General features: G+C 65.9%; 28 protein-coding genes. 17 read left to right on the forward strand and 11 right to left on the reverse strand.

Translation table 11 applies throughout. The features are described from left to right. The 3 genes from VL129_RS09700 to VL129_RS09710 all read right to left on the reverse strand — a co-directional run. A partial coding sequence (locus VL129_RS09700; protein ID WP_325412524.1) for an ABC transporter permease occupies positions 1-514 on the reverse strand: 514 nt, incomplete at its 3' end. Beyond that, the gene (locus VL129_RS09705) at positions 511-1,662 is read right to left on the reverse strand and encodes an efflux RND transporter periplasmic adaptor subunit (protein WP_325412525.1); all 1,152 of its coding nucleotides are present in this window, start codon (positions 1,660-1,662) and stop codon (positions 511-513) included. The genes VL129_RS09705 and VL129_RS09700, both read right to left, overlap by 4 nt. Then, positions 1,659-2,267, reverse strand: a complete 609-nt coding sequence (locus VL129_RS09710) for a TetR/AcrR family transcriptional regulator (protein ID WP_325412527.1) — start codon at positions 2,265-2,267, stop codon at positions 1,659-1,661. Before VL129_RS09710 ends, VL129_RS09705 begins: the two co-directional genes overlap by 4 nt. A gap of 164 nt (positions 2,268-2,431) precedes the next feature. On the opposite strand from VL129_RS09710, the gene VL129_RS09715 reads away from it, so the two are divergent. Then, positions 2,432-2,863, forward strand: coding sequence for a hypothetical protein (locus VL129_RS09715; protein WP_325412529.1), 432 nt, complete (start codon positions 2,432-2,434; stop codon positions 2,861-2,863). A gap of 3 nt (positions 2,864-2,866) precedes the next feature. Here VL129_RS09715 and VL129_RS09720 read toward each other — a convergent pair whose 3' ends face one another. After that, on the reverse strand, positions 2,867-3,784 hold the full coding sequence (locus VL129_RS09720; RefSeq protein ID WP_325412532.1) for a LysR family transcriptional regulator: 918 nt from the start codon (positions 3,782-3,784) through the stop codon (positions 2,867-2,869). Positions 3,785-3,886: 102 nt separating this feature from the next. Between VL129_RS09720 and VL129_RS09725 the strand changes: the two genes are divergently transcribed. The 3 genes from VL129_RS09725 to VL129_RS09735 are packed head-to-tail and all read left to right on the forward strand — an operon-like array spanning position 3,887 to position 5,544. Beyond that, entirely contained in the window at positions 3,887-4,702 is an 816-nt protein-coding gene (locus tag VL129_RS09725) for a DODA-type extradiol aromatic ring-opening family dioxygenase (RefSeq protein WP_027591494.1), read from the forward strand. A 12-nt stretch (positions 4,703-4,714) separates the two neighbouring features. Continuing rightward, positions 4,715-5,023 carry a DUF2218 domain-containing protein gene (locus VL129_RS09730; protein WP_081798328.1) on the forward strand — a complete coding sequence of 103 codons (309 nt, stop codon included), beginning with the start codon at positions 4,715-4,717 and terminating at the stop codon, positions 5,021-5,023. Continuing rightward, positions 5,020-5,544 (forward strand): cytochrome b, encoded by a 525-nt coding sequence (locus tag VL129_RS09735; protein ID WP_325412535.1) that lies wholly within the window; start codon positions 5,020-5,022, stop codon positions 5,542-5,544. The genes VL129_RS09730 and VL129_RS09735 overlap by 4 nt, the downstream gene beginning before the upstream one ends. 34 nt (positions 5,545-5,578) lie before the next feature. Here VL129_RS09735 and VL129_RS09740 read toward each other — a convergent pair whose 3' ends face one another. Together VL129_RS09740 and VL129_RS09745 are read right to left on the reverse strand one after the other, a co-directional pair. After that, positions 5,579-6,061: a glutathione peroxidase gene (locus VL129_RS09740; RefSeq protein WP_325412537.1), complete on the reverse strand. Its 483-nt coding sequence runs from the start codon at positions 6,059-6,061 to the stop codon at positions 5,579-5,581. Positions 6,062-6,142: 81 nt separating this feature from the next. Continuing rightward, positions 6,143-6,628 (reverse strand): FKBP-type peptidyl-prolyl cis-trans isomerase, encoded by a 486-nt coding sequence (locus VL129_RS09745; protein ID WP_027591497.1) that lies wholly within the window; start codon positions 6,626-6,628, stop codon positions 6,143-6,145. Here VL129_RS09745 and VL129_RS09750 point away from each other — a divergent pair. The 3 genes from VL129_RS09750 to VL129_RS09760 all read left to right on the forward strand — a co-directional run bounded on the left by VL129_RS09750 (position 6,623) and on the right by VL129_RS09760 (position 9,125). Next, positions 6,623-6,958 (forward strand): DUF3565 domain-containing protein, encoded by a 336-nt coding sequence (locus tag VL129_RS09750; RefSeq protein WP_325412603.1) that lies wholly within the window; start codon positions 6,623-6,625, stop codon positions 6,956-6,958. The genes VL129_RS09745 and VL129_RS09750 overlap by 6 nt on opposite strands. Then, the gene (locus tag VL129_RS09755) at positions 6,921-8,108 is read left to right on the forward strand and encodes an acetate kinase (RefSeq protein WP_325412540.1); all 1,188 of its coding nucleotides are present in this window, start codon (positions 6,921-6,923) and stop codon (positions 8,106-8,108) included. The genes VL129_RS09750 and VL129_RS09755 overlap by 38 nt, the downstream gene beginning before the upstream one ends. Before the next feature lie 114 nt (positions 8,109-8,222). Beyond that, positions 8,223-9,125: an acyltransferase gene (locus tag VL129_RS09760; protein ID WP_325412542.1), complete on the forward strand. Its 903-nt coding sequence runs from the start codon at positions 8,223-8,225 to the stop codon at positions 9,123-9,125. 201 nt (positions 9,126-9,326) lie between these two features. On the opposite strand, the gene VL129_RS09765 is transcribed toward VL129_RS09760, so the two are convergent. Beyond that, the gene (locus VL129_RS09765; RefSeq protein ID WP_325412544.1) at positions 9,327-9,500 is read right to left on the reverse strand and encodes a DUF3094 family protein; all 174 of its coding nucleotides are present in this window, start codon (positions 9,498-9,500) and stop codon (positions 9,327-9,329) included. A gap of 90 nt (positions 9,501-9,590) precedes the next feature. On the opposite strand from VL129_RS09765, the gene VL129_RS09770 reads away from it, so the two are divergent. Genes VL129_RS09770 through VL129_RS09780 form a run of 3 tightly spaced genes read left to right on the forward strand, consistent with a single transcriptional unit; the run spans position 9,591 to position 12,505 of the window. Next, entirely contained in the window at positions 9,591-10,709 is a 1,119-nt protein-coding gene (locus VL129_RS09770; protein ID WP_325412546.1) for a PQQ-dependent sugar dehydrogenase, read from the forward strand. A gap of 47 nt (positions 10,710-10,756) precedes the next feature. Beyond that, positions 10,757-11,593, forward strand: coding sequence for a CvfB family protein (locus tag VL129_RS09775; RefSeq protein ID WP_325412548.1), 837 nt, complete (start codon positions 10,757-10,759; stop codon positions 11,591-11,593). Between the two features lie 21 nt (positions 11,594-11,614). Then, positions 11,615-12,505: an acyl-CoA dehydrogenase middle domain-containing protein gene (locus tag VL129_RS09780; protein ID WP_325412550.1), complete on the forward strand. Its 891-nt coding sequence runs from the start codon at positions 11,615-11,617 to the stop codon at positions 12,503-12,505. A 352-nt stretch (positions 12,506-12,857) separates the two neighbouring features. Here the strand turns inward: VL129_RS09780 and VL129_RS09785 are convergent, their stop codons facing one another. After that, entirely contained in the window at positions 12,858-13,343 is a 486-nt protein-coding gene (locus tag VL129_RS09785) for a pilin (RefSeq protein ID WP_325412552.1), read from the reverse strand. Between the two features lie 395 nt (positions 13,344-13,738). Here VL129_RS09785 and pilB point away from each other — a divergent pair, with 395 nt between their 5' ends. From pilB to VL129_RS09810, 5 genes are all read left to right on the forward strand, one after another. Further along, positions 13,739-15,442 (forward strand): type IV-A pilus assembly ATPase PilB, encoded by a 1,704-nt coding sequence (gene pilB, locus VL129_RS09790; protein WP_325412554.1) that lies wholly within the window; start codon positions 13,739-13,741, stop codon positions 15,440-15,442. Between the two features lie 2 nt (positions 15,443-15,444). Then, positions 15,445-16,662, forward strand: a complete 1,218-nt coding sequence (locus VL129_RS09795; protein WP_325412556.1) for a type II secretion system F family protein — start codon at positions 15,445-15,447, stop codon at positions 16,660-16,662. A 142-nt stretch (positions 16,663-16,804) separates the two neighbouring features. Continuing rightward, positions 16,805-17,674 carry a prepilin peptidase gene (locus VL129_RS09800; protein WP_325412559.1) on the forward strand — a complete coding sequence of 290 codons (870 nt, stop codon included), beginning with the start codon at positions 16,805-16,807 and terminating at the stop codon, positions 17,672-17,674. A gap of 53 nt (positions 17,675-17,727) precedes the next feature. Beyond that, positions 17,728-17,967: a DUF2789 domain-containing protein gene (locus VL129_RS09805; RefSeq protein WP_325412561.1), complete on the forward strand. Its 240-nt coding sequence runs from the start codon at positions 17,728-17,730 to the stop codon at positions 17,965-17,967. 77 nt (positions 17,968-18,044) lie between these two features. After that, positions 18,045-18,923 (forward strand): EamA family transporter, encoded by an 879-nt coding sequence (locus VL129_RS09810; protein WP_325412563.1) that lies wholly within the window; start codon positions 18,045-18,047, stop codon positions 18,921-18,923. Between the two features lie 6 nt (positions 18,924-18,929). On the opposite strand, the gene VL129_RS09815 is transcribed toward VL129_RS09810, so the two are convergent. Continuing rightward, on the reverse strand, positions 18,930-19,055 hold the full coding sequence (locus VL129_RS09815) for a hypothetical protein (RefSeq protein ID WP_325412565.1): 126 nt from the start codon (positions 19,053-19,055) through the stop codon (positions 18,930-18,932). A gap of 149 nt (positions 19,056-19,204) precedes the next feature. On the opposite strand from VL129_RS09815, the gene metR reads away from it, so the two are divergent. Further along, on the forward strand, positions 19,205-20,131 hold the full coding sequence (gene metR, locus VL129_RS09820; RefSeq protein ID WP_325412567.1) for a transcriptional regulator MetR: 927 nt from the start codon (positions 19,205-19,207) through the stop codon (positions 20,129-20,131). Between the two features lie 131 nt (positions 20,132-20,262). Next, positions 20,263-21,183 carry a bestrophin family protein gene (locus VL129_RS09825; RefSeq protein ID WP_325412569.1) on the forward strand — a complete coding sequence of 307 codons (921 nt, stop codon included), beginning with the start codon at positions 20,263-20,265 and terminating at the stop codon, positions 21,181-21,183. Between the two features lie 419 nt (positions 21,184-21,602). On the opposite strand, the gene putP is transcribed toward VL129_RS09825, so the two are convergent. Together putP and VL129_RS09835 are read right to left on the reverse strand one after the other, a co-directional pair. Further along, entirely contained in the window at positions 21,603-23,093 is a 1,491-nt protein-coding gene (putP, locus tag VL129_RS09830) for a sodium/proline symporter PutP (protein WP_325412571.1), read from the reverse strand. A gap of 115 nt (positions 23,094-23,208) precedes the next feature. After that, positions 23,209-25,224 (reverse strand): TonB-dependent receptor, encoded by a 2,016-nt coding sequence (locus tag VL129_RS09835; RefSeq protein WP_325412573.1) that lies wholly within the window; start codon positions 25,222-25,224, stop codon positions 23,209-23,211. Positions 25,225-25,385 lie beyond the last annotated feature (161 nt).

Below are 25,385 nucleotides of genomic sequence, written 5' to 3' on the forward strand. Positions count from 1 at the left end.
CCATGCGCCGGGTCAGGCCGACCACGCGGTAATGGTTGCGGCGGATCTTCAGCTCGTCGCCGAGCCGAAAGCCCGTGGCGATGTCGGCCACCGCCTCGTAATGGCCACGGGTGATCTGCCGGCCGGCGATCAGATACGGCGGCCACCCCGGGGTGGCGCCGGGCTGGCCGGGGGCGATGCCCACCACCATGGTGCGCACATCGCGCTCGCCCTGGCGCACCTGCATGGTCAGGTAGGTCACGTTGGCGGCGCGGGCAACGCCCGGCATGGCCAGCACGGCGCGATACAGGTCGTCGTTGAGGCTGGAGGGTTCCGCATACGGGCCCAGGGTGTCCTTCTGCACCACCCACAGGTCGGCGCCGCTGTTGTCCAGCAGGGCCCGGCCGTCGGCCACCATGCCCCGGTACACGCCGGCCATGACCAGGGTGACGCCGATCAGCAGGCCCAGGCCGACGCCGGTGAACACGAACTTGCCCAGTGAATGCAGGATGTCGCGCCCGGCCAGGCTGATCATCGCAGCGCTCCGGCCATCTGCTCGACCACCTGGATGGTGCTGCCCTCGCTCAGCGCCTTTTCGCTGTAGACCACCACCTGATCGCCGATGGCGAGGCCCTCGCGCACCTGCACCGCGCCGTCCAGGTCGGTGGCGCCGAGCGTCACGGGGATGAAGCGCAACGCGCCGGACTCGACCCGCCAGACGCCGATGCGGTCGCCCTGGCGGCGCACGGCGGCATTCGGGATGGTCGGCGCGGCCGGCAGCGCGGCGAGTTCGACCGTCACCTCGGCCAGCTCGCCGACCGGCGGGAACGGTTGCGGGAGCTGGTCGAAGACCACCTTGGCCAGCGTTTCCTCGGTCACCGCGTCGGCCTTGGGTTCCACACGCAGCACCCGGCCCGGCAGCAGCTGGCCACCCTGCGAACGCAAGGCGATGCGTGCCGGCAGCCCGCTAGCCAGACCCGCCGCGCTCAGTTGGTCGAAGCGCACGTTGATCCACAGGCTGGCGGGATCGATCACTTCCACCACGGTCTGGCCGGCGACCAGGGTTGTGCCGGGATCGGCGTCACGCTGCACCACCACGCCCGCCACCGGCGCAATCAGGCGCAAGTTCCCGCGCTGCGCCACCAGCGCTTCGCGTTCGGCGTCCACGCGGGCCAGCTCTTCCTGCGCGACCGCCAAGGCGGCTTCGGCGATCTGCAGTTCCTGCCGCTTGGTGGCGGCGGTTTCCTCGCTGGTCGAGCGCACTGCGAAAAGCCGCTCGTAGCGCTGCGCCTGGCGGGCGGCGTGGTCGTGGCGCGCCTGGGCCTCGCGCACCAGCGCCTGGGCACGCTTGAAGGCCGCCTCCTGGGCACGCACCCGGTGGTCGAGATCGACCGGGTCCATTTCGCCGAGCAGCTGTCCGGCCTGGACCGCGTCACCCACATGCACGTCCAGGCGCTTCACGCGGCCGGCCGCCGTCGGGCCGATCTTGTAGACGTAACGGGCTTCCACCGCGCCGATGCCGAACAGCGCCGGGCGGATTTCGCTCGCTTGTACGCTGGTCAGCGTCACCGCCACCGGCGCGAGCGGGCCGGAGCGCACGCCGACATAGATGAACAGCGCCAGCAGCGGCACGATAATGGCCAGCAGCGCCAGGCTGCGGCCGCGCAGGGGCAAGCGTTTCATTGCGGGCACCTGATGCCGTTCCGGTAGATCGCAAAGACCCGCGGCGCATCGCGGCGCATGCGCGCGACGTCTCCAGCCAGCAGCGACTGCATGACCAGGCCCTGAATCGTGCCGATGAACAGGATCGCCGCCGCCTCGCTGTCCAGGCCGGAAGGCAGTTCGCCGTCGCTCTTGGCCGTCTCGATCAGGCGATGCAGGCGCTCGCCATAGCGCTTGAGCAGGGTCTGCACCATGCGCTTGGCCGGGGTCGGCTCGGCGCGCTGCAGCTCGCCGAAGAGCATGCGCGGCACGCCGGGGTGCTCGATCACGAACTCGACATGGCTCATGAACATCGCCTCCATGGCCGCCAGTGGTGACGCGATGCCTTGGGCGGATTGGTCGATGCGCTTCAGCAGACGCTCCGCCACCCACTCCATGACGGCCTGCCAGATGGCTTCCTTGCTGGGAAAATGCCGGAACAGCGCGCCCTGGGTCACGCCCATGTGCTGGGCGATGGCTGCCGTGGTGATCTCGCTGGGATTGCTCGCGCCGGCCAGCTGCACCACGGCCTCCACGGTCAGGGTGCGGCGCTCGTCGGCCGGAAGGTGCTTGCTGTGGCTGTTCATGCTTGCCCCGAAAGATAGTAATCGGTCACTACCTTATCACCGGGCAGTCACGCCGGTAACCCCGTCGGCGCAGGTTGCGGGAACTCGCCGCGCCGGCCAGCTTCGTACTGTTGCAGGGATGCCGTTCGTTCCCACGCCGGAGGGCCTACCCACAGGAGCCCAGCATGCTCTCAAGCCATCCATACGATGCGGCGGCGGCGGACGACGCGGATCGCGTCCGCCGCTCCACGTCAGACGAGGTCAACGACGAGATCGATCGCCGGACCCAGCAGAACATCCACCATTTCAGCGGCCTGGACCGCGACGACATCCTGCGGCGCATCGACGCGCTGGAGCGGGAATGGGATGTCGAGCGCATTCTCGAGGTCAATGCCTCGACACTCGCGCTGACCGGCCTGGTGCTGGGGCTCACCGTGAACCGCAGGTGGTTCCTGCTGCCCGGCGTGGTGCTGCCCTTCCTGCTGCAGCATGGCCTGCAGGGCTGGTGTCCGCCGCTGCCGATCCTGCGCCGCCTGGGCGTGCGCACCCGGGGCGAGATCGACCGGGAGAAGTTCGCCCTGCTGGAAGCCCTGCAGGGCAGCCGCACCCGCCCGTGACGCTCAACGCTGCGCCGCGAACATCGGCGACTGCGCGAACGCCTCCACCAGGTAGTCGATCATCGCGCGCACCTTGGCCGGCGGGCGGCGGTCCGGCGGATACAGCACATGGATGCCGCCCAGGGTGCAGGTGGGCTGGTCCAGCGTCACTTCCAGCAGGTCACCCCGCTCGAGGGCATCGGTGACGATGAACAGCGGCTGGTAGATCAGCCCCTGGCCGCCGATGGCCGCCGCCGTCAGTGCGTCGCCATTGTTGGCGGCCAGGTCGCCGGTGACCGGCACCCGCACGCCGCCATCACGGCCGAACGCCCATTCCTTGCCGCCCGCCCAGGACGACAGGCTGTAGCCCAGGCAGTTGTGCTGCACCAGCTCGGCCACGCGCCGGGGAATACCGCGTTGCTCCAGATAAGCCGGAGCGGCACACACGCACATCGGACAATCACCCAGCTTGCGCGCTTGCATCTGGCTATCGGCCAGGTGGCCGATGCGGACGATGAGATCCCAGCCGCCTTCGAGCATGTCGACCTGGCTGTCGGTCAGTCCCAGCTCGATGCGCACGGCGGGATGGCGGCGACTGAATGCCGGCAGCAAGGGCGCGATGAAACGACTGCCGAACGACAGCGGCGCGTTGAGGCGCAACAGGCCGCGCGCCTCGATGCGCTGCGAGGCGGCCACGGCCTCGGCCTCATCGATCTCCGGCAGGATTCGCTGGCAGGCCTCCAGGTAGTCGCTGCCCGCTTCGGTGAGGCTCAAGCGACGCGTGGTGCGGTGCAGCAGCTTGACGCCCAGGCGCGACTCCAGCGCATCGATGTGCTTGGTGGCCATGGCGGCGGACATGTCCAGCTGGCGCGCCGCCGCTGACAGACTGCCGGCGGCAACCGCCCGCACGAATACCCGCATTCCAGTGACCCGATCCAGCATGATTTCCAACCCTTGGTTAAAGGTGAACCCTCAGATCGGCCGATTATCACTTCTTCGACAGCAAGAGATACTGCCTACAGAACTATTTACCGGAGCACGCCCATGGCCACCGCCGCCCCCCTTCGCCAACCGACGCTGTTTATCCCCCATGGCGCTGGCCCCTGCTTCTTCATGGACTGGAACCCGCCGACCGCATGGAACCGCATGGCCGACTACCTGCGCAGCGTGGGCGACACGCTACCCGAGCGGCCGCGCGCCATCGTCATGGTCTCGGCGCACTGGCTGGAGCCGGCGTTCGGCGTGACAGGTACGCCCCGCCCCGAGCTGATCTACGACTATTACGGTTTTCCGCCGCACACCTACGAACTGCGTTACCCCGCGCCCGGCGAACCGGCGCTGGCCGAACGGGTGGCCACGCTGCTCAATCAGGGCGGCCAGCCCGCCCGGGTGGATCCGCAACGCGGCTTCGACCATGGCATGTTCATTCCGCTGAAGCTGATGTTCCCGGATGCGGACATCCCGGTCATCCAGCTGTCCCTGCGCCATGACCTGGACCCGCAGGCCCACCTGGACGCCGGCCGCGCGCTGGCGCCACTGCGCGACCAAGGCGTGCTGATCATCGGCAGCGGCATGAGCTTTCACAATATGCGCGCCTATGGCGACGCCCGTTTCGGGGCGCCGTCCGAACAGTTCGACCGCTGGCTGACGGAAACCGTGGAAGCCGAGCCCGCCGAGCGCTACCAGCGCCTGGTCGACTGGGCGCAGGCACCCGCCGCGCGGCTGTGCCATCCGCCGCGCGCCGAGGAGCATCTGATCCCCTTGCTGGTGGTGGCGGGTGCCGCGGACGAAGACCCTGGCCGGCGCGCCTTCACCGATCAGGTGCTTGACGTCACCCTTTCCGCATTCCACTTCGGCTGAGGGTCTTTAACAATGCCGGAATCCAACACCCAGATCGCCACGGACAATCCACAGCGCCTGATCACCCGCCTGAGCAATCACTGGGCGCACAAGTTCCCCGTCACGCGCGGGGAAGGACGCAGCGAAATATCGCTGAGCCTTGGCCTGTGCCAGCTCGAGGCGCACGGAACCACACTGCGGGTGCGACTGAAAGGCGAGGAAGACGCGCTACGGCAACTCGAGACGGTGGTGGCCAATCATTTGCAACGCATGGCGACCGAACCTTTGCCCGAGTTCATCTGGAACCCAAGTCACCCCGATTCGACAAGGAGCAACCCATGAACGACTCAGCCCACCGCTATGGCAGCGTGAGCCGCATCCTGCACTGGGGCATGGCCCTGCTGCTGACCCTGCAATTCCTCAAGCTGGGGGACCGCATCGACGAAGGCGATCACTGGATCGGCCAGACCCTGGTGCCCACTCATGTGAGCATTGGTGTCTTGCTGCTGGTACTGGTGCTGCTGCGCCTGACCTGGGCGGTGGTGCAGCGGGGTCGGCGACCGCAGCCGGCGGGGCCGCTGGGCGGGCTGGCACGCATCGGCCACGGCTTGCTGTATCTGTGCATGCTGGCGATGCCGCTGCTTGGCCTGGCCGTGATGCTCGGCAACGGTTACGGCCTGAAGGTGTTCGGCGTGCAACTGGTGGCCCGCGGCGGCGAGGAAATTCCCTGGCTGGCCAGCCTGGGCAGCCTGCACTCGCCGCTGGCCTGGTTGTTCCTGTTGCTGGTCCTCGGCCACGTTGCCGCGGCGCTGTTTCACCATTTCGTGGTGAAGGACGACACCCTGCGCCGCATGGCGGGTTGAAGACGGAGCGGGCATTGCGCCCGCTCCCTGCCCCTCAGCCCAGCGCATCTTCGATGGCCTGCACGAGCAGCGGATCATCCGGCGCGGTGCGCGGCGCGAAGCGGGCCAGCACGCGACCGTCCGGAGCCACCAGGAACTTCTCGAAGTTCCAGGTGATGTCGCCGGGAAACTCCGCGCCCTCGCCGGCCAGCAGGCGGTACAGCGGATGGCGGCCCGGCCCGTTGACTTCGAGCTTGCGGCTCATGGGAAAGCTCACCCCATAGTGCTTCTCGCAGAAGCGTGCGATCTGCGCCTCGCTGCAGGGCTCCTGGGCACCGAACTGGTTGCAGGGCACGCCCAGCACGCTGAAGCCGCGCGTGGCGTAGCGGCGCTGCAGCTTCTCCAGCCCGGCGTACTGCGGGGTCAGCCCGCACTCCGAAGCGACGTTCACGATCAACAGCACCTTGCCCTCGTAGGGTTTGAGGGGTAGCTCCTCGCCCGTGAGGCTCGTCAAGGTAAGGTCGTGCAGGGCACTCATGGAAAACAACTCCTTTCTCGCACGCAAATAAAAAAGGCGCCCCGCTGGGCGCCTTCTTGAGCAGTCCAGCCCGGGCTGCAATCAGTGGTGGTGACCACCTTCGCCATGGATGTGGCCATGGGCGATTTCTTCGGGGCTGGCTTCACGCACCTGCACGACCTTGACGTCGAAGCTCAGGCGCTGGCCGGCCAGCGGGTGGTTGCCGTCGACGGTGACGTCGTTGCCTTCGATGTCGCGAATGGTGACGACCTGCATGCCGCCGTCCGGCGCCGAGGCGTGGAACTGCATGCCGACTTCCAGTTCGTCGACGCCTTCGAACATGGCGCGGTCCAGCACGGCGACCAGTTCGGCGCTGTATTCGCCGTAGGCGTCTTCGGGTTCGATGGTGACGGTCAGCTGATCGCCAGCCTGCTTGCCTTCCAGTGCCTTCTCCAGGCCGACAATGATGTTGCCGCAACCGTGCAGGTAGACCAGCGGCGCGCCGCCAGCGGAGCTGTCGATCACCTCGCCGGCATCGTTGGTGAGGGTATAGTCGATGGAGACAGCCTTGTTGGCGGCGATCTGCATGGGGAAGACCTTTTGATAGAGAGTTTGGAGCGCGCAAGTTTACCCGCGCGGGCAGCTGAAAGCGAACCATACGCGGACAGGCGGGTCGCGCCGGCGCTGCTCGGCTACCGCCAGGACGATGAGGGCCACTGGGTTGCGCTACTGTCATGTGGACACACCCAGCACCTGCGTCATTCGCCGCCCTGGCAGTCGCGGCCCTGGGTACTGAATGCCGCCAGCCGCGCCCGCCGCATCGGTCAACCGTTCGATTGCGGCTGGTGCCGGCAGGCCGGCCCTGCCGAGGGAGTCCCCGATGGGTGCGCGCAACGTTCTGGTGATCAATTGCGGTAGTTCGTCACTGAAGTTCTCGCTGCAGTGCGAGGCCCATTCCCGGCCGTTGCTCAGCGGCCTGGGCGAACGCCTAGGCAGCGCCGAGGCCAGCCTGCGCTGGTGGCGCGGCGAAGCCATCCGCCAGCAGCGGGCGCTGCCCGGCGCGGACCACGGCGAGCTGCTGCGCCAGCTGCTGCCGATGGTCAACGAAGCCTGTGGCGGACGACTGCACGGCGTCGGCCACCGGGTGGTGCATGGCGGGGAGCGTTTCACCCAGTCCTGTCGCATCGACGCCGAGGTGATCGACACCATCCGCGCCACCGTGCCGCTGGCGCCGCTGCACAATCCGGCCAACCTGCTGGGCATCGAGACGGCCATGCAGGTCTATCCCGATCTGCCGCACATTGCCGTGTTCGACACCGCCTTTCACCAGAGCCTGCCGGAACACGCCTTCCGCTATGCCCTGCCCGATCAGCTGTACCGGGAACAGGGCGTGCGCCGCTACGGCTTCCACGGCACCAGTCACCGCTACGTCAGCCGACGTGCCGCGCAGTTCTGCAACCTGGCGGTCGGCGACAGCTGCTGGCTGGTCGCGCACCTGGGCAACGGCAGTTCCACCTGCGCCGTCGTCGATGGCCAGAGCCGCGACACCAGCATGGGGCTGACGCCCCTGGAAGGCGTGGTGATGGGCACCCGCAGCGGCGACGTGGACCCGAACCTGCACGGCCACCTGGCCCGCACGCTGGGCTGGAAGCTGGAGGATGTGGAGCGGCTGCTCAATCATCAGAGCGGCCTGCTTGGCCTCTCGGGGCTGTCCAACGACATGCGCACCCTGGAACAGGCGCGCGGCGAGGGGCATCGACTCGCGACCCTGGCCATCGAGGTGTTCTGCTACCGGCTGGCCAAATCGCTGGCAGCCATGAGCTGCGCCCTGCCGCGCCTGGACGGGCTGTTGTTCACCGGCGGCATCGGCGAGAACTCGGTGCTGGTGCGCGCCCGCACCGTGGCCTGGCTGCCGCTGTTCGGCCTGGCCATCGACCCGCAGGCCAACGCCATCTGTGTCGGCGGGGTGATCGGCGCCATCCACCGCCCCGGCACGCCGCGCATCCTGGTGGTGCCGACCAACGAGGAAAAACAGATCGCGCTGGATACCCTGGCCCTGCTCGATTGACGCACGAACGGCTCTGAACGGCGGTTTTCGTGACCATTCGGTCACTCGTGACGCTTGCAGTTGAGTGCACAATCGTTAACCTTGCGGCCAATTTTCCCTGACGAGAGTCGGCCAATGCTGAGTTTTCTCCCCGCCACCCTGCGCGGCATCATCGCCGGCCTGATCCTGGCGCTGAACACGCTGATCTGTTGCTGGCCGCTGTTCGCACTGTCCCTGCTCAAGCTGCTGCTGCCCATCCCGGTGGCGCAACGCGCGTTGCGCCATGGCATGCACTGGATCGCCGAGAGCTGGATGGCCATCAACAGCTTCTGGATGGACCTGGTCTGCCGCACCCGCTGGGATGTACAGGGCCGCGACCTGGTGGACATGCGCCAGTCCTATCTGGTGAGCAGCAACCACCAGAGCTGGGCGGACATCCTGGTCCTGCAGTACCAGTTCAACCGCCGCATGCCGATCCTCAAGTTCTTCCTCAAGCAGGAGCTGATCTGGGTGCCGGTGATCGGCCTGTGCTGGTGGGCGCTCGAGTTTCCGTTCATGAAGCGCTACAGCAAGGAATACCTGCGCAAGTATCCGCACAAGCAGGGCCAGGACCTGGCCACCACCCGCAAGGCCTGCGAGCGCTACAAGACCAACCCGGTGTCGGTGTTCAACTTCCTGGAAGGCACCCGCTTCACCCCGGCCAAGCACGACCAGCAGCAGTCGCCGTTCCAGCACCTGCTCAAGCCCAAGGCCGGCGGCATCGCCTTCGTGCTGGACGCCATGGGTGAACAGCTGGAGTCGATGGTCGACGTGACCATCCACTACCCGGCCGGCCGGCCCACCTTCTGGGATCTGCTGAGCGGTCGTATTCCCCAGGTGGTCATGCGCGTGCGCAAGCGCGAGATCCCCGCGCAATTCATCGGCCGCAGCTATGACAGCGACCCGGAGTACCGCCTGGCCTTCCAGCAGTGGGTCAACCAGCTGTGGCAGGAAAAGGACGCGGAACTGGAGCAGCTGAAGCAGCAGTTTCCCGGCTGAGATCCCGCGCCGGGACGGCCCGCTGGGTGGTCAAGGCAAAGCCTTGGCCACCGGAGGGATGCTTCACACCGTACGGCGACCAGACCAGCGCTGAGCCGGCCGGCGTAAAGCCGGCCCTACAGGAGAGCAAGGCGCTTCGGCCTTGTGTAGGGCCGGGTTTATCCCGGCCGACGGTGTTAAGACCCACCACAGGTTTTCAGCTCATACCACCAGCGCCGCCAACCAGCGGCTCAGCCCGCCCAGCAGCACCACCACCCCCACCGTCATCAACAGCAGAAACAAGGGCCGGAACGGCCGACGCTCGACCCGGTGCTGCGGGGCGTTGAGGTACTCGTTCACGCGCTGCTGATCTTCGCTGCTCAGGCGACTCGGCATGGCTCCATCCTCCGACAGGTTCCCCACCGGTATAGCCCAGGATGACCAGCACCTATAGTGTGTCGAGCATTCATTCCACGGAGCAGCGCCATGGGCAAATGGATCGGCATTCTCCTGTTGGCCACGCTGGCTACGCTCGCGCGCGCCGCCGACTATCCCAGCGAACAGGGCACTCTGCAGGTCGATGAAATGATCGGCGGCCTGGAACATCCCTGGTCGCTGGCCTTCCTGCCGGATGATCAGGGCCTGCTGATCACCGAGCGCCCCGGGCGTTTACGCCTGCTGAAGATCGGCGGCGCACTGTCGCCGCCCATCGACGGCGTGCCGGCGGTGTATGCCCGGGGCCAAGGCGGCCTGCTGGAGGTGGCGCTGTCGCCGCAGTTCGCACAGGACCGGCTGATCTACCTCGCCTACGCCGAAGCCGGCGACGGCAAGGCCGGCACCGCCGTGGGCCGCGGGCGATTGAGCAATGACGGCGCCCGCCTGGAGAACTTCCAGCGCTTCTTCCAGCAGCAGCCCAAGCTCTCCACCGGCATCCATTTCGGCGCGCGCCTGGTGTTTGATCGCGACGGCTATCTGTTCATCGCCCTGGGCGAAAACAATCAGCGCCCCACGTCCCAGGACCTGGACAAGCTGCAAGGCAAGCTGGTGCGCCTGCACGCCGATGGCCGCGTGCCGGCCGACAACCCCTTCGTGAACCGCCCGGGCGCGCGCCCGGAAATCTGGTCCTATGGCCATCGCAACCCGCAGGGCATGGCCCTCGATCCGCGCAGCGGCACGCTGTGGCTGCACGAGCACGGCCCGCGCGGCGGTGACGAGATCAACATCCCGCGCCCCGGCCGCAATTACGGCTGGCCGCTGGCCACCCACGGCATCAACTACAGCTTCACAGCGATCCCGGAGGCCAAGGGCAAGCAAGTCGAGGGCACCGAGCCGCCGCATTACGTCTGGGAAAAATCACCGGCGATCAGCGGCATGGCCTTCTACAGTCACACGCGTTTCCCCGCCTGGCGCGACAACCTGTTCATCGGTGCGCTCAAGGGCGAGCTGATCCGCCTGCAACTGGACGGCGAGCGCGTCGTCCACGAGGAGCGCCTGCTCGGCCAACTGGGCAAGCGCATCCGCGACGTGCGCCAGGGGCCGGATGGCTTCCTGTATCTGCTCACCGACGAGCCGAACGGCAAACTGCTGCGTGTCGGCCTGAAGTAGGAAACCGCGTAGAATGCGCGCCCTGACGTAGCGAGGCACACCCCAACATGGCACTGATCGGTCGATTCAATTCACTGCAGGTCACCAAGCACACCGACTTCGGCCTGTATCTGGACGACGGTGCCGGCGACGAAATCCTCCTGCCCAAGCGTTACATCCCCAAGGATGAGCCCAGCGAGGAAGGTGACTGGCTGAACGTCTTCGTCTATCTCGACAGCGAAGACCGCCCCATCGCCACCACCCTCAAACCCAAGGTGGAAGTCGGCGGTTTCGCCAGCCTCAAGGTGGTGGAGATCAACCGCATCGGCCTGTTCCTCGACTGGGGACTGCCCAAGGATCTGCTGCTGCCGCATTCGGAAGAAAAGCGCCCGCTGCAGGTCGGCGACTACTGCGTTGTGTATGTCTACCTCGATCCGCGCACCCGGCGCATCACCGCCACCGCCCGCCTGGATCGCTACCTGGACCAGACCCCGCCGCGTTACACCCGTGGCCAGCAGGTCGACCTGCTGGTGGCGGAGAAGACCGACCTGGGCTTCAAGGCCATCATCGACAACAGCCACTGGGGCCTGATCCACAAGAACGAGGTGTTCAAGTTCCTGCGCCCCGGCTCGCGGGAGACCGGCTACATCCGCGAAGTGCGCGAAGATGGCAAGATCAGCCTGAGCCTGCAGCCGCCGCCCGAGCAGGTGCGCGACAGCCTCGGCGAGCAGATTCTCGAAAAACTGCGCGCCAATGGCGGCAGCCTGCCGCTCGGCGACAAAAGTGACCCGCAGCTCATCGCCCAGCATTTTGGGGTCAGCAAGGGCAACTTCAAGAAGGCCATCGGCGGACTCTACAAGCAGGGGCTAATTCAGATCCACGACGACCAGATCGAACTGAGCTGACCACGCTTCAAGGAAGAAACCATGCCCTGGAAACGCCTGCTCGGCCCGCTGCAACGCTTGCCCGCCTCGCCCCTGCCGGCGTGGTACGCCCAGTTGCAGGAACAGGCCCAGGGTTTGTCGACTGCGCAAATGGCCATCCTTGGTGGACGCCTGTCCGCCACTCCGGGGCTGGCCTTTCTCGCCGGTTACCAGGCGGCGCTGCGCGCGCTCTGGCCGGAAGCGCCGGCAAGTCTTGGTGCTTTCTGCGTGACGGAACGGCGTAGTGTGCGTCCGGCGGATATGAGCACTCGGCTGGAGAATGGCCGGCTGAGCGGCTGCAAGGATTTCGTCACCGGCGGGACCGAGGCTGACTGGTTTCTGGTTGCCGCGCGCAGCGAGCCGGAGGGCGAGGCTGTGCGCATCAGCCTGTGCCATGTTGCGCGCGATACTTCCGGGGTCGCGTTGGAAAGCCTGCCGCCGCTGCCCATCGCCACGGACATCCCCCACGCCCGCCTGCTGCTCGATGCCGCCGTGGCGCAGGCATTGCCCGGCGATGGCTGGGATGACTACGCCAAGCCGTTTCGCACGCTGGAGGATGTTCACGTGCTATTGGCATTGAGCGCCTGGCTGTATGGGGTCGGCCTGGAATGCCAGTGGCCGCAGGCGTTGCGCCTGAAACTGGCCGGCGTGTTGGCGGCAGGCAGCGAAGTCGCCCGCCTTGATCCCCGTGAAGCCGCGACGCATCTGCTACTGGGCGGGGTGTTTGCGCAGTTCGAATCCCTGCAGGCCGAACTCGACATCGCCTTGGACAGCGCAGGTGAATGGGCCGCACTCTGGCGGCGCGACAGCGGGCTGCTGAAGATCGCCGGATCGGCGCGGCAAAAACGTCTGGAAAAGGCCGAAGCAGCGGTGATGAACGCCCCGCTCCTGTAGGAGGGGCTTCAGCCGCGACCCGGCGCGCACCAAACCCAAAAGCTCGCGATTGAATTCGCTCCCACAGGTTGTGTGAGTTCCGCCTCGCCCTCTTTTCGCCGCCCCGTAGGGTAGACAACGGCAAAGCCTTGTCTACCGGGACGCCCTTGCGGTGGATAATCGCTGCGCGAGTTATCCACCCTACACCCTGTCCCTTTTTTTGTACGGCTGATCCCAGCCGGCTGACATCCACAGCAGCGGTACCCCGTGAAAATTGGCAAGCTTAAACGACAAAGCCCCGCCAAAAAGGCGGGGCTTTGGGAGAGCAGAGGCAGAAATAAATCTGTCCCCTTTGGATGCTTTTCTTCTTAATTTACTTACAGGAGCCAGGAAGGTATTTAGCAGGAACACCGGCGGCACCAGCACCAGGCATGCACTTCCAAGATACAACTGCCTTACCCAAATCAGTAGCTACGGCCATAGCTACGGTCGAGGCAGCATCAGAATACGGGGTCATAGTAATAGTCTTACCGTCAATAGTAGCGTCGTTAAAGCCTTGAGTAGTTACAGTAACAACACCATTCTCAGTGGTGGAAACAGACGCCACGTATTTGGTAGTTGCTGTTGCCGATTCGCAACCCCAACCATTTGCACCGGGACCCGCAGTGCCACTCATGCTCTGATACGACTCAGTAATCGTAGTGCGGCATGCACTGCCCGCCAGAACAACTTCTGCCATTTTGGCTTTAACGGTGTAATCCTGATACGCCGGCAGCGCCACCGCCGCCAGAATGCCGATGATCGCCACAACGATCATCAATTCGATCAGGGTAAAACCTTTCTGCATTTGAGCTTTCATGCTGTATCTCCCTTGGGATTGTTCAAGGTCCGATGACCTGCCCAGGAAGCAGCAGCCGGCGTGCCAGAAAGCCGACATGCCTTGGCCCGCTCAGCGCTCGAAACTCATCTCATATCGACATAACTCATTGTTTAATCAGTCTTTTATCGAGAAAACAAACAGCCTTTGAACTGTCATATTTGTGACGCGCAATAAAAACCCGCAGAGATGCCGATCACGCTAAAAAATGGCCATCTGATATCAAACAGTTGCCATCCTCGCCGAACATTCCGGCAAACACCCATTAGCGGACACTCTCCGACCAGAAAGTGACAACCCGCGTCACTGTGTGCGCCAGGTTTCAGAAGTCGCTGCGTGGCTGCGTTATAAGGCGGCCATTGCCACGGAGTGTGCCGATGAATACCGCCCTTTCCCTTTCCGGTCTGGCCCGCCAATTGGTGCAGGCCGGGCTGCTCGATGAGAAGACCGCCCAGCAGGCGCAGGTGCAGGCCCAGCGCAGCGGTCAGTCGCTGATCAGTTATGTGGTGCAGAACAAGCTGGCCCGAGGCCGCGCGGTGGCCGAGCTGGCCGCCGAGCAGTTCGGCGTGGCCCTGCTGGACCTCGGCGCCATCGACCGGGAGCAGCAACCCAGGGAGCTGATCAGCGAGAAGCTGGCCCGCCAGCATCGCCTGCTGCCGCTGTGGAAGCGCGGCAACAAGCTGTTCGTGGCGGTCTCCGACCCCTCCAACCAGCAGGCCATCAACGATGTGCAGTTCAGCACCGGGCTGACCACCGAGGGCATCCTGGTCGAGGACGACAAGCTGGGCGTGGCGCTGGACAAGTTCTTCGAGAACGCCACCTCGTCGCTCAGCGATCTGGACGATGTGGACCTGGATGGCCTGGACATCGAGAGCGGCAACGACGACAAGGCCGCCCGCGACGATGGCGAAGCGGCTGACGACGCTCCGGTGGTGCGCTTCGTCAACAAGATGCTGCTGGACGCCATCAAGGGCGGCTCCTCGGATCTGCATTTCGAGCCCTACGAGAAGACCTACCGGGTGCGCTTTCGCACCGACGGTGTGCTGCACGAGGCGTCGCGTCCACCGATCCAGCTGGCCACGCGCATCGCCGCGCGCCTGAAGGTGATGGCCGGGCTGGACATCTCCGAGCGGCGCAAGCCGCAGGACGGCCGGATCAAGATGAAGATCTCCAAGACCAAGGCCATCGACTTCCGCGTCAACACCCTGCCGACGCTGTGGGGCGAGAAGATCGTGATGCGGATCCTCGACCCCACCAGCGCGCAGCTGGGTATCGACGCCCTGGGTTACGAAGAGAATCAGAAGGAACTGTACCTGCAGGCGCTGCAGCAGCCGCAGGGCATGATCCTGGTCACCGGCCCCACCGGCTCGGGCAAGACCGTTTCCCTGTATACCGGCATCCACATTCTCAACACGGCGGACATCAACATTTCCACCGCCGAAGACCCGGTGGAAATCAACCTGGAAGGCATCAACCAGGTGAACGTCAACCCGCGCCAGGGCATGGACTTCGCCCAGGCGCTGCGCGCCTTCCTGCGCCAGGACCCGGACGTGATCATGGTCGGGGAAATCCGTGACCTGGAAACCGCCGAGATCGCCATCAAGGCGGCGCAGACCGGCCACATGGTGATGTCCACCCTGCACACCAACAGCGCGGCGGAAACCCTCACGCGCCTGCGCAACATGGGCGTGGCGGCGTTCAACATCGCCACCTCGGTGAACCTGATCATCGCCCAGCGCCTGGCCCGCAAGCTGTGCGCCAGCTGCAAGAAGCCGGTCGAGGTACCGCGCGAGACGCTGCTGCGCGAAGGCTTCCGGGACAGCCACATCGGCAAGTTCAAACTGTATGGCCCGGTCGGCTGCGAACACTGCAAGGATGGCTACAAGGGCCGCGTCGGTATTTATGAAGTGGTTAAAAATACCCCCAACCTGCAGCGCCTTATCATGGCCGACGGCAATTCCATCGAAATCGCCGCGCAGATGCGTGAGGACGGTTTCAACGATCTGCGCACTTCCGGTCTGCTGAAAGTGATGCAGGGCGTGACCAGCCTCGAAGAAGTCAACCGGGTGACCAAGGACTAACCATGGCCGAGAAAGCATTGAAGACCAGCCTGTTTACCTGGGAAGGCGTCGACCGGCGCGGCGCCAAGGTAAAGGGCGAGCTCAGCGGCAGCAACCCGGCGCTGGTGAAGGCCCAGTTGCGCAAGCAGGGCATCAACCCGACCAAGGTGCGCAAGAAGGCCGTGTCGATCTTCGGCGCGGGCAAGAAGATCAAGCCGCTGGACATCGCGCTGTTCACCCGCCAGATGGCCACCATGATGAAGGCCGGTGTGCCGCTGCTGTCGGCCTTCGACATCATCGGTGAGGGCTTCGACAACCCCAACATGCGCAAGCTGGTGGACGACGTGAAGCAGGACGTGGCGGCGGGCAACAGCCTGGCCAGCTCGCTGCGCAAACGCCCGCAGTACTTCGACGAGCTGTACTGCAACCTGGTGGATGCCGGCGAGCAATCCGGTGCGCTGGAAACCCTGCTGGACCGGGTGGCCACCTACAAGGAGAAGACCGAGGCGCTCAAGGCCAAGATCAAAAAGGCAATGAACTACCCGATCGCGGTGGTGCTGGTGGCGATCATCGTATCGGCCATCCTGCTGATCAAGGTGGTGCCGCAGTTCCAGTCGGTGTTCGCCAACTTCGGCGCCGAGCTGCCGGCCTTCACGCTGATGGTCATCGGCCTGTCCGAAGCGCTGCAGGAATACTGGCTGATGCTGCTGGTCGCTTTCTTCGCCGCCGGCTTCCTGTTCAAGGAAGCCCACAAGCGCTCGCAGAAATTCCGCGACTTCGTCGACCGCTCGGTGCTCAAATTGCCGATCGTCGGCGACATCCTCTACAAGTCCTCCATGGCGCGCTATGCCCGCACCCTGGCGACCACCTTCGCCGCCGGTGTGCCGCTGGTCGACGCGCTGGACTCGGTGGCCGGCGCCACCGGCAACATCGTGTTCAAGAACGCGGTGCTGAAGGTCAAGCAGGATGTGTCCACCGGCATGCAACTGAACTTCTCCATGCGCACCACCGGCGTGTTCCCGGCCATGGCGCTGCAGATGACCGCCATCGGCGAGGAATCCGGTTCGCTGGATGGGATGCTCGACAAGGTGGCGACCTTTTATGAGGCTGAGGTCGATAACATGGTCGACGGCCTGACCGCGCTGATGGAACCGATGATCATGGCGGTGCTCGGCGTGCTGGTCGGCGGCCTGATCATTGCCATGTACCTGCCGATCTTCCAGCTGGGCGCGGTGGTGTAAGGCGGGCTGGCGCTTTTCGTGTGGGAGCGGACTTGTCCGCGAGCTTTTCGGCTGTGGGTACTGGGCCTGCCCAGGAGCTCGCGAACAAGTTCGCTCCCACAAGGAGGCCATACAATCATCTGGCGTTTAAAGAGGGTTGACGATGTCCCTTGCCGCTTACCTGGCCAGCCACCCGCTGGCCTTTGTCTTGTGCGCCCTGCTGCTCGGCCTGCTGGTTGGCAGCTTCCTCAATGTACTGGTCTATCGCTTGCCGCTGATGCTGCAGCGCGACTGGCAGCAGCAGGCCCGTGACGTGCTGGCGCTGCCCGCCGAACCCGCCGGGCCGGCCTTCAACCTGTTGACGCCGAACTCGACCTGCCCGCACTGCGGCCACGCCATTCGCCCCTGGGAGAACATTCCACTGCTCAGCTGGCTGGCGCTGCGCGGCAAGTGTTCCAGCTGCCAGGCCGCCATCAGCGCGCGCTACCCGCTGGTGGAGCTCGCCAGCGGCCTGCTGTCGGCCTTCGTCGCCTGGCACTTCGGTTTCGGCTGGGCCTGCGCCGCCATGCTGCTGCTCAGCTGGGGCCTGCTGGCCATGAGCCTGATCGATGCCGATCATCAGCTGCTGCCCGACGCGCTGGTGCTGCCGCTGCTCTGGCTGGGCCTGATCGCCAACCACTTCGGCCTGTTCACCAGCCTGGAAGACGCCCTGTGGGGCGCGGTCGCCGGCTATCTGAGCCTGTGGTCGGTGTACTGGCTGTTCAAGCTGCTGACCGGCAAGGAGGGCATGGGCTACGGCGATTTCAAGCTGCTGGCCATGCTCGGCGCCTGGGGCGGCTGGCAGGTCCTGCCGCTGACCATCCTGCTGTCCTCGCTGGTCGGCGCGGTACTCGGGGTGATCCTGCTGAAGCTGCGCGGCGCAGCGCACGGCTCGCCCATCCCCTTCGGCCCCTACCTGGCCATCGCCGGCTGGATCGCGCTGATCTGGGGCGATGCGATCACCGCCAGTTACCTGCGTTTCGCCGGATTCTGATCCCGGGCCTGAACTATGGTTACAGGCACGCTCACCTGCGCAGGGGATATGCCATGGAACAACCGGTCCACAGCCTGGCCAGCCTGTTCAAGCAACTCGGCCTGGAATCCGATGAGGCCAGCATCGACGCCTTCATCGCCCGCCATTCGCCGCTGCCACCCGGCATGAAGGTGGGCGATGCGCCGTTCTGGACAGCTTCCCAGGCGGCATTGCTCAAGGAGGAAATCCTCGACGACGCCGACTGGGCGGTGGTGGTCGATGAACTGAACATGCTGCTGCACCCGCATCGCTGACGCGCTGGCGCAAGGCTCCTCTTTTCCCTGGGCGGCGGAATGCCGCCCACCGTCTCGACGCCGGCCGGAGGTGCTGCGTGCCGCTCAAGGATGTGTTGCTGGCCCTGGTGGTGATCACCGTCTGGGGGCTGAATTTCGTGGTCATCAAGATCGGCCTGCAGGGCGTGCCGCCGCTGTTGCTCGGCGCGCTGCGCTTTCTGCTGGTACTGTTCCCGGCCATCTTCTTCATCCCGCGCCCGCGGCTCCCCTGGCGCTGGCTGCTGGCCTACGGCCTGACGATCTCGCTCGGCCAGTTCGCCTTTCTGTTCTACGCCATGTCGGTGGGCATGCCGGCCGGACTGGCCTCGCTGGTGCTGCAAGCGCAAGCCTTCCTCACCCTGCTGTTCGCCGTGCCGCTGCTCGGCGAACGGGTGCGCACCGGCCAATGGCTCGGCTTGCTGGTCGCCGCCACGGGGCTGACGCTGATCGGTTTGCAGAGCGGCCAGGGCATGACGCTGGCGGGCTTTGCGCTGACCCTGTGTGCCGCGTCCATGTGGGCACTGGGCAATATTGTGTCGCGACGGATTGGCCGCGTGGACATCCTGGGCCTGGTGATCTGGGGCGCGCTGGTGCCGCCGCTGCCGTTCCTGGCGCTGTCCCTGTGGCTGGAGGGGCTGGCGACCCTGGAGCGGGCATTGCTCGGCCTCGATCTGACTTCACTGCTGGCCATCGCCTACCTGGCCTTTGCCGCCACCATGCTCGGCTATGGCCTGTGGGGCCGACTGCTGAGCCGCTACCCGGCCAGCCAGGTCGCGCCTTTCTCGCTGCTGGTGCCGGTGGTGGGCCTGAGCGCCTCGGCCCTGCTGCTGGGGGAGCGTCTGGACACCCAGCAGGGGGCCGGGGTCGGACTGGTGCTGGCCGGCTTGTTGGTCAATCTGTACGGCGCACGCCTGCCGGCACGCGCCCCGGCGCGGTAGCTGCGCTTAGCTCGGGGCATGGCTGCCCAGCAGTGTCGCGCCCGACTTCCTGGCCCGCTTGGCCTGGCGTTTCTCCTGCAGGGTGCGCTGGGGTTTCTTCTTGCCCTGCTTGCGGGTTTCATGGCCTTTCATGACGGTAATCCTCGGTGGATGACGCCGTAACAGCATAGTTCAGCCTGACCACCGCGCCGCGCTCGACTTGCACGCCCGCCCTGCGCCACACTCCCCGCCATTCATGAACACTGCTCATGGGCGCGCCGTCGCTCCGGGAGAGTTGCGCAATGCTGGAAATCCGCCACCTGAAAACCCTTCATGCGCTACGCGAGGCAGACAGCCTGGTGGAGGCGGCCGAGCGTCTGCATCTGACCCAGTCGGCGCTGTCCCACCAGTTCAAGGAACTGGAGGAACGCCTGGGCATGCCGCTGTTCGTGCGCAAGACCAAGCCGGTGCGCTTTACCAGCGCCGGCCTGCGCCTCCTGCAACTGGCCGACGCCGTGCTGCCGCAGTTGCGCGGCACGGAACGCGACCTGGCGCGCCTGGCCGGCGGCACCGCCGGCCGCCTGCACATGGCCATCGAGTGCCACAGTTGCTTCCAGTGGCTGATGCCGACCATCGACCAGTTCCGCGATGCCTGGCCGGAAGTGGAGCTGGACCTGGCCTCGGGCTTTTCCTTCGCACCGCTGCCGGCGCTGGCCCGGGGCGACCTGGATCTGGTGGTGACCTCCGATCCGCTGGAGCTGTCCGGCATCACCTACGTGCCGCTGTTCACCTACGAGGCACTGCTGGCGGTGGCCAACCAGCATCCGCTGGCCAGCCGTCCCTACGTGGTGCCGGAAGACCTGCAACGGGAAACCCTGATCACCTACCCGGTGGAACGCGACCGGCTGGACATCTTCACCCGCTTCCTGGAGCCGGCCGACATCGAGCCCGGCCAGGTGCGCACCGCGGAGCTCACGGTGATGATGATGCAGCTGGTGGCCAGCGGGCGCGGCGTGTGCTGCCTGCCCAACTGGGCGCTGCACGAGTACAGCTCGCGCGGTTACGTGACGGCCAAGCGGCTGGGCGAGAAGGGCCTGTTCGCCACCCTGTACGCGGCGATCCGCGCCGACATGCTGGACGCGCCCTTCATGCGCGACTTCCTGCTCACCGCCAAGGACACCTCCTTCGCCACCCTGGAGGGCGTCAGCGCGGCGACCCGGGTGCGCTGAACAGCGGCACAGCCCTGCGCCAAGATGTCGCAGGTCGGGCACAGGGTCAGGTGCTGGCTGGGCTACAGGGTGCGGCGCATAATGCCGCGCCCCGCCCCTCCCCCGTTTTACCCCCTGGATATCCCCCCTGAATGATCGTTCGCCCGCGCCCCGGTGCGTTGCAGCTGTTCTTCATCCTGCGCGGTTCCATCCTGCCCAAGATCGCCGCCAAGATTCTCTTCATCAGCCTGCTGGCCTGCGTAACCGTCTGGTTCTACGAACATGGCGACCTGGAATCGCTGCGCACCCTGAGCGCTCCGGCCTTCTCGCTGCTGGGCGTAGCCCTGTCGGTGTTCCTCGGCTTTCGCAACAGCACCTGCTACGACCGCTGGTGGGAAGCCCGCAAGCTGTGGGGCGAGCTGGTCATCCAGAGCCGCGGCCTGGCCCGTGACACCCACGCCCTGCTCGGTGACGAGGCCCATGCCGCCCTGCGCGAGCGCACCCTGCGGCGCTGCATCGCCTTCGCCCATGCGCTGGCCGCCTCGCTACGTGGTCAGGACCCTTTGCCCGCGGTGCGGCCGTGGATCGGCGCCGAGGACGCGGCTGCGCTACGGAGCCGCCATCAGGTGCCGGATGGCCTGCTGAACAGCATGGCCAGTGACCTGGCGGCCTGCCTGCGCCGGGGCGAGCTCAGTGACGTGCTCTACCAGAACCTGACCCGCCGGCTGGATGGCATGAGCACGGCGCAGGCCAGCTGCGAACGGATCAAGAGCACGCCGACGCCCTTCGCCTATTCGCTGCTGCTGCACCGCACCGCCTGGCTGTTCTGCCTGATGCTGCCGTTCGGCCTGGTCAGCTCGCTGGAGCTGATGACCCCACTGGTGGTGGCCATCATCGCCTACACCTTCTTCGGCCTGGACGCGCTGGGCGACGAGCTGGAGGACCCGTTCGGTTTCGCCGACAACGACCTGCCGCTCGATGCACTGGTGCGCGTCATCGAGCGGGACGTGCTGGAAGTGCTCGGCGAGCCGCTGCCGGAGGCCGTGCAGCCGAAGGGCTTCGTGCTGAACTGACACGCTGCCTGACCTGTGGCGGCCGGGTTTATCCCGGCCAAGGCTGGCGCAGCCGGCCTGGATTGCACAACCTCAGCTCCGTCGGCCGGCGTTAAGCCGGCCCCACAGGAAAGCAATCCCACAACACGGAGCGGCACCAACCGGTGTGGGGCCGGGTTTATCCCGGCCAAAGGCCGGCGTTAAGCCGGCCCTACAGGAGGTAATCCCACGGCACGGACCTGCGCCAAACTGTGTGGTGGCCGGGTTTATCCCGGCCAAGGCTGGCGCCAGCCGGCCTGGATTGCACAACCTCAGCTCCGTCGGCCGGCGTAAAGCCGGCCCCACAGGAAAGCAAAGCAATCCCACAACACGGAGCGGCACCAACCGGTGTGGGGCCGGGTTTATCCCGGCCAAAGGCCGGCGCCAGCCGGCCCGCCGCCTCAGATGTGCGCGTCCTGGTATTCCTTCTCGGCAATATCGAAGCGCCGCTGGATGTCCGCCGTCGGTTCCTTGCCCATCAGGCTGACCACGTAGATGGTCAGGCTGGCCAGGATGAAGCCCGGGATGATCTCGTACAGGCCCAGGCCGATGAAGTTCTTCCACACCACCACGGTGATGGCGCCCACCAGCATGCCGGCCAGCGCGCCGTTGCGGGTCATGCGCTTCCACAGCACCGAAATCAGCACCACCGGCCCAAAGGCCGCGCCGAAGCCGGCCCAGGCGTACGACACCAGGCCCAGCACCTTGCTGTCCGGGTTGGAGGCGATGCCGATGGCGATCAGCGCGATCAGCAGCACCATGCCGCGGCCGACCCACACCAGTTCGCGCTCGGAGGCCTGCTTGCGCAGGAAGGACTTGTAGAAGTCCTGGGTCAGCGCGCTGGAAGACACCAGCAACTGGGCACTGAGGGTACTCATCACCGCCGCCAGCACCCCGGACAGGATCACCCCGGCCACCCAGGGGTTGAAGAGGATCTTCACCAGCTCCATGAACACCCGCTCACCGTTCTCGGTCACCGGGCCGGCCTGCTCGGGATGGCCGGCGAAATAGGCGATGCCGAGGAAGCCGACCGCCACGGCGCCGGCCAGGCAGAGGATCATCCAGGTCATGCCGATGCGCCGCGCCCGGGGAATGGCGCGCACCGAGCTGGCGGCCATGAAGCGCACCAGGATGTGTGGCTGGCCGAAATAGCCGAGCCCCCAGCCCATCAGCGAAATGATGGCGATGAAGGACAGGCCGCGGAACATGTCGAAGTTGGACGGGTCCTGGGCGGCGATGGTGTCCATCGCCACGCCCAGGTCGCCGAGGGCGAGAATCACGAACAGCGGCGTGATCAGCAGCGCCAGGATCATCAGCGAAGCCTGCACCGTGTCGGTCCAGCTCACCGCCAGGAAGCCGCCGACAAACACGTAGAGGATGGTGGCCGCCGCGCCGAGCCAGATGGCGTACTGGTACGGCACGCCGAAGGTGGTTTCGAACAGCCGCGCCCCCGCCACCACGCCGGAGGCACAGTAGATGGTGAAGAACACCAGGATCACCAGCGCCGAGAAGATGCGCAGCAGGCGACTGTTGTCCTCGAAGCGGTGGGTGAAGTAATCCGGCAGGGTGAGGGCGTTGTGGTTGTGCTCGGTGTGTACGCGCAGCCGGCCGGCAACGAACAGCCAGTTGAGCCAGGCGCCGATGATCAGGCCGATGGCGATCCAGCTTTCCGACAGGCCAGCGACGAAGATCGCCCCCGGCAGGCCCATCAGCAGCCAGCCGCTCATGTCCGAGGCCCCGGCGGACAACGCCGTGACAAAACTGCCCAGACTGCGACCACCGAGGATGTAGTCGTTGAAGTTCTTCGTGGCGCGGTAGGCGATGAAGCCGATCAGCACCATCGCCAGGATATACAGCACGAAGGTTATCCAGGTGGGGTTGTTCCAGGACATGGGCGTGTTCCTCTAGGCTGTGCGGGCGAAAGGCTGCAACCGGGACACTCAAGAGAGTAGACGCCCCGGTTGAGCCCATCCGCCCACCACCCATGCGCAAGCCAACCCCGCCGGATCAGAAGGTGAGCCGCGCCCCCAGGGTCAGGTTGCGTCCCGGCAGCACCACCTCGTCCTTGATCAGCGAACTGTGCTGGCGTGCCTCCACGTCCAGCAGGTTGTCGGCCTTCAGGTAGACCAGCCAGTCGCCCTCGCTGAGCGCGCCCTGCCAGGCCAGCCCGGCACCCAGCAGGTTGTAGCCGGCGGTTTCGGTTTCGAACGCGGCCAGGCGGTCCTGACGCTGCACGCGCTGGAAGGACAGTTCGCCGCTCAGGGCAGACCCGAACTTCTGCTCCAGGCGCACGCCGAGCCGATCGGCGGGAATGCGCGGCAGGTCGCCGCCCTCCTTGAGCCGGCCGCGCACCCGATCGCCGAACAGGGTCAGCGCGGTGGCCTCGCTGAAGGTGTGGCGTACTTCGCCCTCGACGCCGGTCAGCACGGCATCCGCCTGGCGATACTCGACCACGCGATAGTCGCTTTCGGTGTCCAGGCCCAGGTCGGCGGCGTAGATGAAGTCATCCACTTCGTTGTGGAACAGGCCGAGACTGAAGGTGGTCGCGCCGGCGAACTTGCGCAGGGTGAGGTCGGCGTTGTGCGCGGTTTCCTCCGCCAGCAGCGGGTTGCCCGTCTCGATGGTGCGGCTGGCGGCGTGCGGGCCGTAGGCATACAGCTCCTCGGCGCTGGGCAGACGTTGCGAACGCGACAGCGAGACGCCCAGCGAGTATTCGGGAGCGAAGGTCCACACCGCGCCGGCCGACAGCGACACGCCGCTGTGCTCGGTGTCCGGCTTGCCGGCGTCGGCCTCGATGTCCTGCCATTCATAGCGGCTGCCCAGCTCGTAGCGCCAGGCGCCGGCGGTGTACTCCTCCAGGAGGAACAGCGCATGGTTGCGGGTCAGGGTCTGCGGCATCGGGTGTTCCTCGGTCCGGCGCTCGAAGTCACGGTGCGTGGTCTGCCCGCCGAGCACGCCGCGCCAGCCGAACAGCGGCCGATGGGTCAGTTCCAGACGCGCTTCGCTGGCCTGGTTGTCGAAGATCGCCGCCGTCTCGCCCTCTTCCATTTCGGCATGCTGGTAGTCGCTGTGGCCGACCCGCAGGCGCGCCAGCTCGAAGCCGGGCAGCGGATCGCTCAGCTCGCCCCGCAGGTCCCAGCGGTTCTGCCTGAGGCTGATGTAGGGCACCGCTTCGCCTTCGTGGTCATGATCGTGATCGGGATCGGCCGGATCGTGGCTGCCGCAATGCCAGTCGCCGCCATGCAGGTGACAGTCGGCGTGTTCGTGGGCCAGCAGGCCATAGCGGTTCTCCTGGCGGCTGTAGGCCAGGCCCAGGTAGCCGCGCGCGCCGACGAAGCTGCCGCCGAGGCTGTAGCTGTCGGTGTCGTTGTAGGCGCCGACCTGCTTGTCGCTGGAGTCGGGCAGCTCGTAATCATCGGCCTGGCGTTTCACCCCTTCGATGCGCAGCGCGACGTTGCCCTGACCCACGGTCAGGCCGAACAGGCCGGCGCCTTCGTTGGCCACGCTGTTGGCGCGCAGCTCCACTTCGCCTTCGTAGCCGTTCGCCGGCACGTAGGCCGGCACCTTCTTGTCGATCAGGTTGACCACCCCGCCAATCGCGCCGCCGCCGTACAGCAGGGTCGCCGGGCCCTTGAGCACTTCGATGCGCTCGATCAGCAACGGCTCGACGCTGACCGCATGGTCCTGACTGAGGGTGGAAGCATCCAGCACATCCACGCCATCGCTCATGACCCGCACCCGCGCGCCATCCAGGCCGCGAATCTGCGGGCGCGAGGCGCCGGCGCCGAAGCCGCTGGCGCGCACGCCGGGCAGGCTGTCCAGGGTGTCGCCCAACGTCGCCTCGCGGCGCTGCACCAGGGCATCGCCTTCCAGTACGGCGGCCGGCGTGGTCATTTGCTGAGCCGGGGTATCCAGCGCGCTGGTGCGGATCAGGCTGCTGTCGAGTTCGATCGTCGCGCTCCAGGCGGTGGGCGCCAGGATCAGACCGATGGCCAGGGTCAAGGGGTGAAGCCTGCTGTGCATGTTGGTTTTCTCTCGCAATACATCGGTTGCTCGACCCGCAGGTCGAGGAGGAGGCGCGAAATTAAACATGTTATATCGTAACATTTGCAATCCCATTGAATCGCTCACCGGCTTGAAATGCGTGCACCGATGCCCATCTAACGTGAAAGATTGCTGCTCAG

Source organism: Pseudomonas sp. (assembly GCF_035497915.1).
GTDB lineage: Bacteria > Pseudomonadota > Gammaproteobacteria > Pseudomonadales > Pseudomonadaceae > Serpens.

Coding starts and splice junctions, on each gene's coding strand:
- VL129_RS09705 (WP_325412525.1), bottom strand. CDS start 1,662: ATGAAACGCTTGCCCCTGCGCGGCCGCAGCCTGGCGCTGCTGGCCATT.
- VL129_RS09710 (WP_325412527.1), bottom strand. CDS start 2,267: ATGAACAGCCACAGCAAGCACCTTCCGGCCGACGAGCGCCGCACCCTG.
- VL129_RS09715 (WP_325412529.1), top strand. CDS start 2,432: ATGCTCTCAAGCCATCCATACGATGCGGCGGCGGCGGACGACGCGGAT.
- VL129_RS09720 (WP_325412532.1), bottom strand. CDS start 3,784: ATGCTGGATCGGGTCACTGGAATGCGGGTATTCGTGCGGGCGGTTGCC.
- VL129_RS09725 (WP_027591494.1), top strand. CDS start 3,887: ATGGCCACCGCCGCCCCCCTTCGCCAACCGACGCTGTTTATCCCCCAT.
- VL129_RS09730 (WP_081798328.1), top strand. CDS start 4,715: ATGCCGGAATCCAACACCCAGATCGCCACGGACAATCCACAGCGCCTG.
- VL129_RS09735 (WP_325412535.1), top strand. CDS start 5,020: ATGAACGACTCAGCCCACCGCTATGGCAGCGTGAGCCGCATCCTGCAC.
- VL129_RS09740 (WP_325412537.1), bottom strand. CDS start 6,061: ATGAGTGCCCTGCACGACCTTACCTTGACGAGCCTCACGGGCGAGGAG.
- VL129_RS09745 (WP_027591497.1), bottom strand. CDS start 6,628: ATGCAGATCGCCGCCAACAAGGCTGTCTCCATCGACTATACCCTCACC.
- VL129_RS09755 (WP_325412540.1), top strand. CDS start 6,921: ATGGGTGCGCGCAACGTTCTGGTGATCAATTGCGGTAGTTCGTCACTG.
- VL129_RS09760 (WP_325412542.1), top strand. CDS start 8,223: ATGCTGAGTTTTCTCCCCGCCACCCTGCGCGGCATCATCGCCGGCCTG.
- VL129_RS09765 (WP_325412544.1), bottom strand. CDS start 9,500: ATGCCGAGTCGCCTGAGCAGCGAAGATCAGCAGCGCGTGAACGAGTAC.
- VL129_RS09770 (WP_325412546.1), top strand. CDS start 9,591: ATGGGCAAATGGATCGGCATTCTCCTGTTGGCCACGCTGGCTACGCTC.
- VL129_RS09775 (WP_325412548.1), top strand. CDS start 10,757: ATGGCACTGATCGGTCGATTCAATTCACTGCAGGTCACCAAGCACACC.
- VL129_RS09780 (WP_325412550.1), top strand. CDS start 11,615: ATGCCCTGGAAACGCCTGCTCGGCCCGCTGCAACGCTTGCCCGCCTCG.
- VL129_RS09785 (WP_325412552.1), bottom strand. CDS start 13,343: ATGAAAGCTCAAATGCAGAAAGGTTTTACCCTGATCGAATTGATGATC.
- pilB (WP_325412554.1), top strand. CDS start 13,739: ATGAATACCGCCCTTTCCCTTTCCGGTCTGGCCCGCCAATTGGTGCAG.
- VL129_RS09795 (WP_325412556.1), top strand. CDS start 15,445: ATGGCCGAGAAAGCATTGAAGACCAGCCTGTTTACCTGGGAAGGCGTC.
- VL129_RS09800 (WP_325412559.1), top strand. CDS start 16,805: ATGTCCCTTGCCGCTTACCTGGCCAGCCACCCGCTGGCCTTTGTCTTG.
- VL129_RS09805 (WP_325412561.1), top strand. CDS start 17,728: ATGGAACAACCGGTCCACAGCCTGGCCAGCCTGTTCAAGCAACTCGGC.
- VL129_RS09815 (WP_325412565.1), bottom strand. CDS start 19,055: ATGAAAGGCCATGAAACCCGCAAGCAGGGCAAGAAGAAACCCCAGCGC.
- metR (WP_325412567.1), top strand. CDS start 19,205: ATGCTGGAAATCCGCCACCTGAAAACCCTTCATGCGCTACGCGAGGCA.
- VL129_RS09825 (WP_325412569.1), top strand. CDS start 20,263: ATGATCGTTCGCCCGCGCCCCGGTGCGTTGCAGCTGTTCTTCATCCTG.
- putP (WP_325412571.1), bottom strand. CDS start 23,093: ATGTCCTGGAACAACCCCACCTGGATAACCTTCGTGCTGTATATCCTG.
- VL129_RS09835 (WP_325412573.1), bottom strand. CDS start 25,224: ATGCACAGCAGGCTTCACCCCTTGACCCTGGCCATCGGTCTGATCCTG.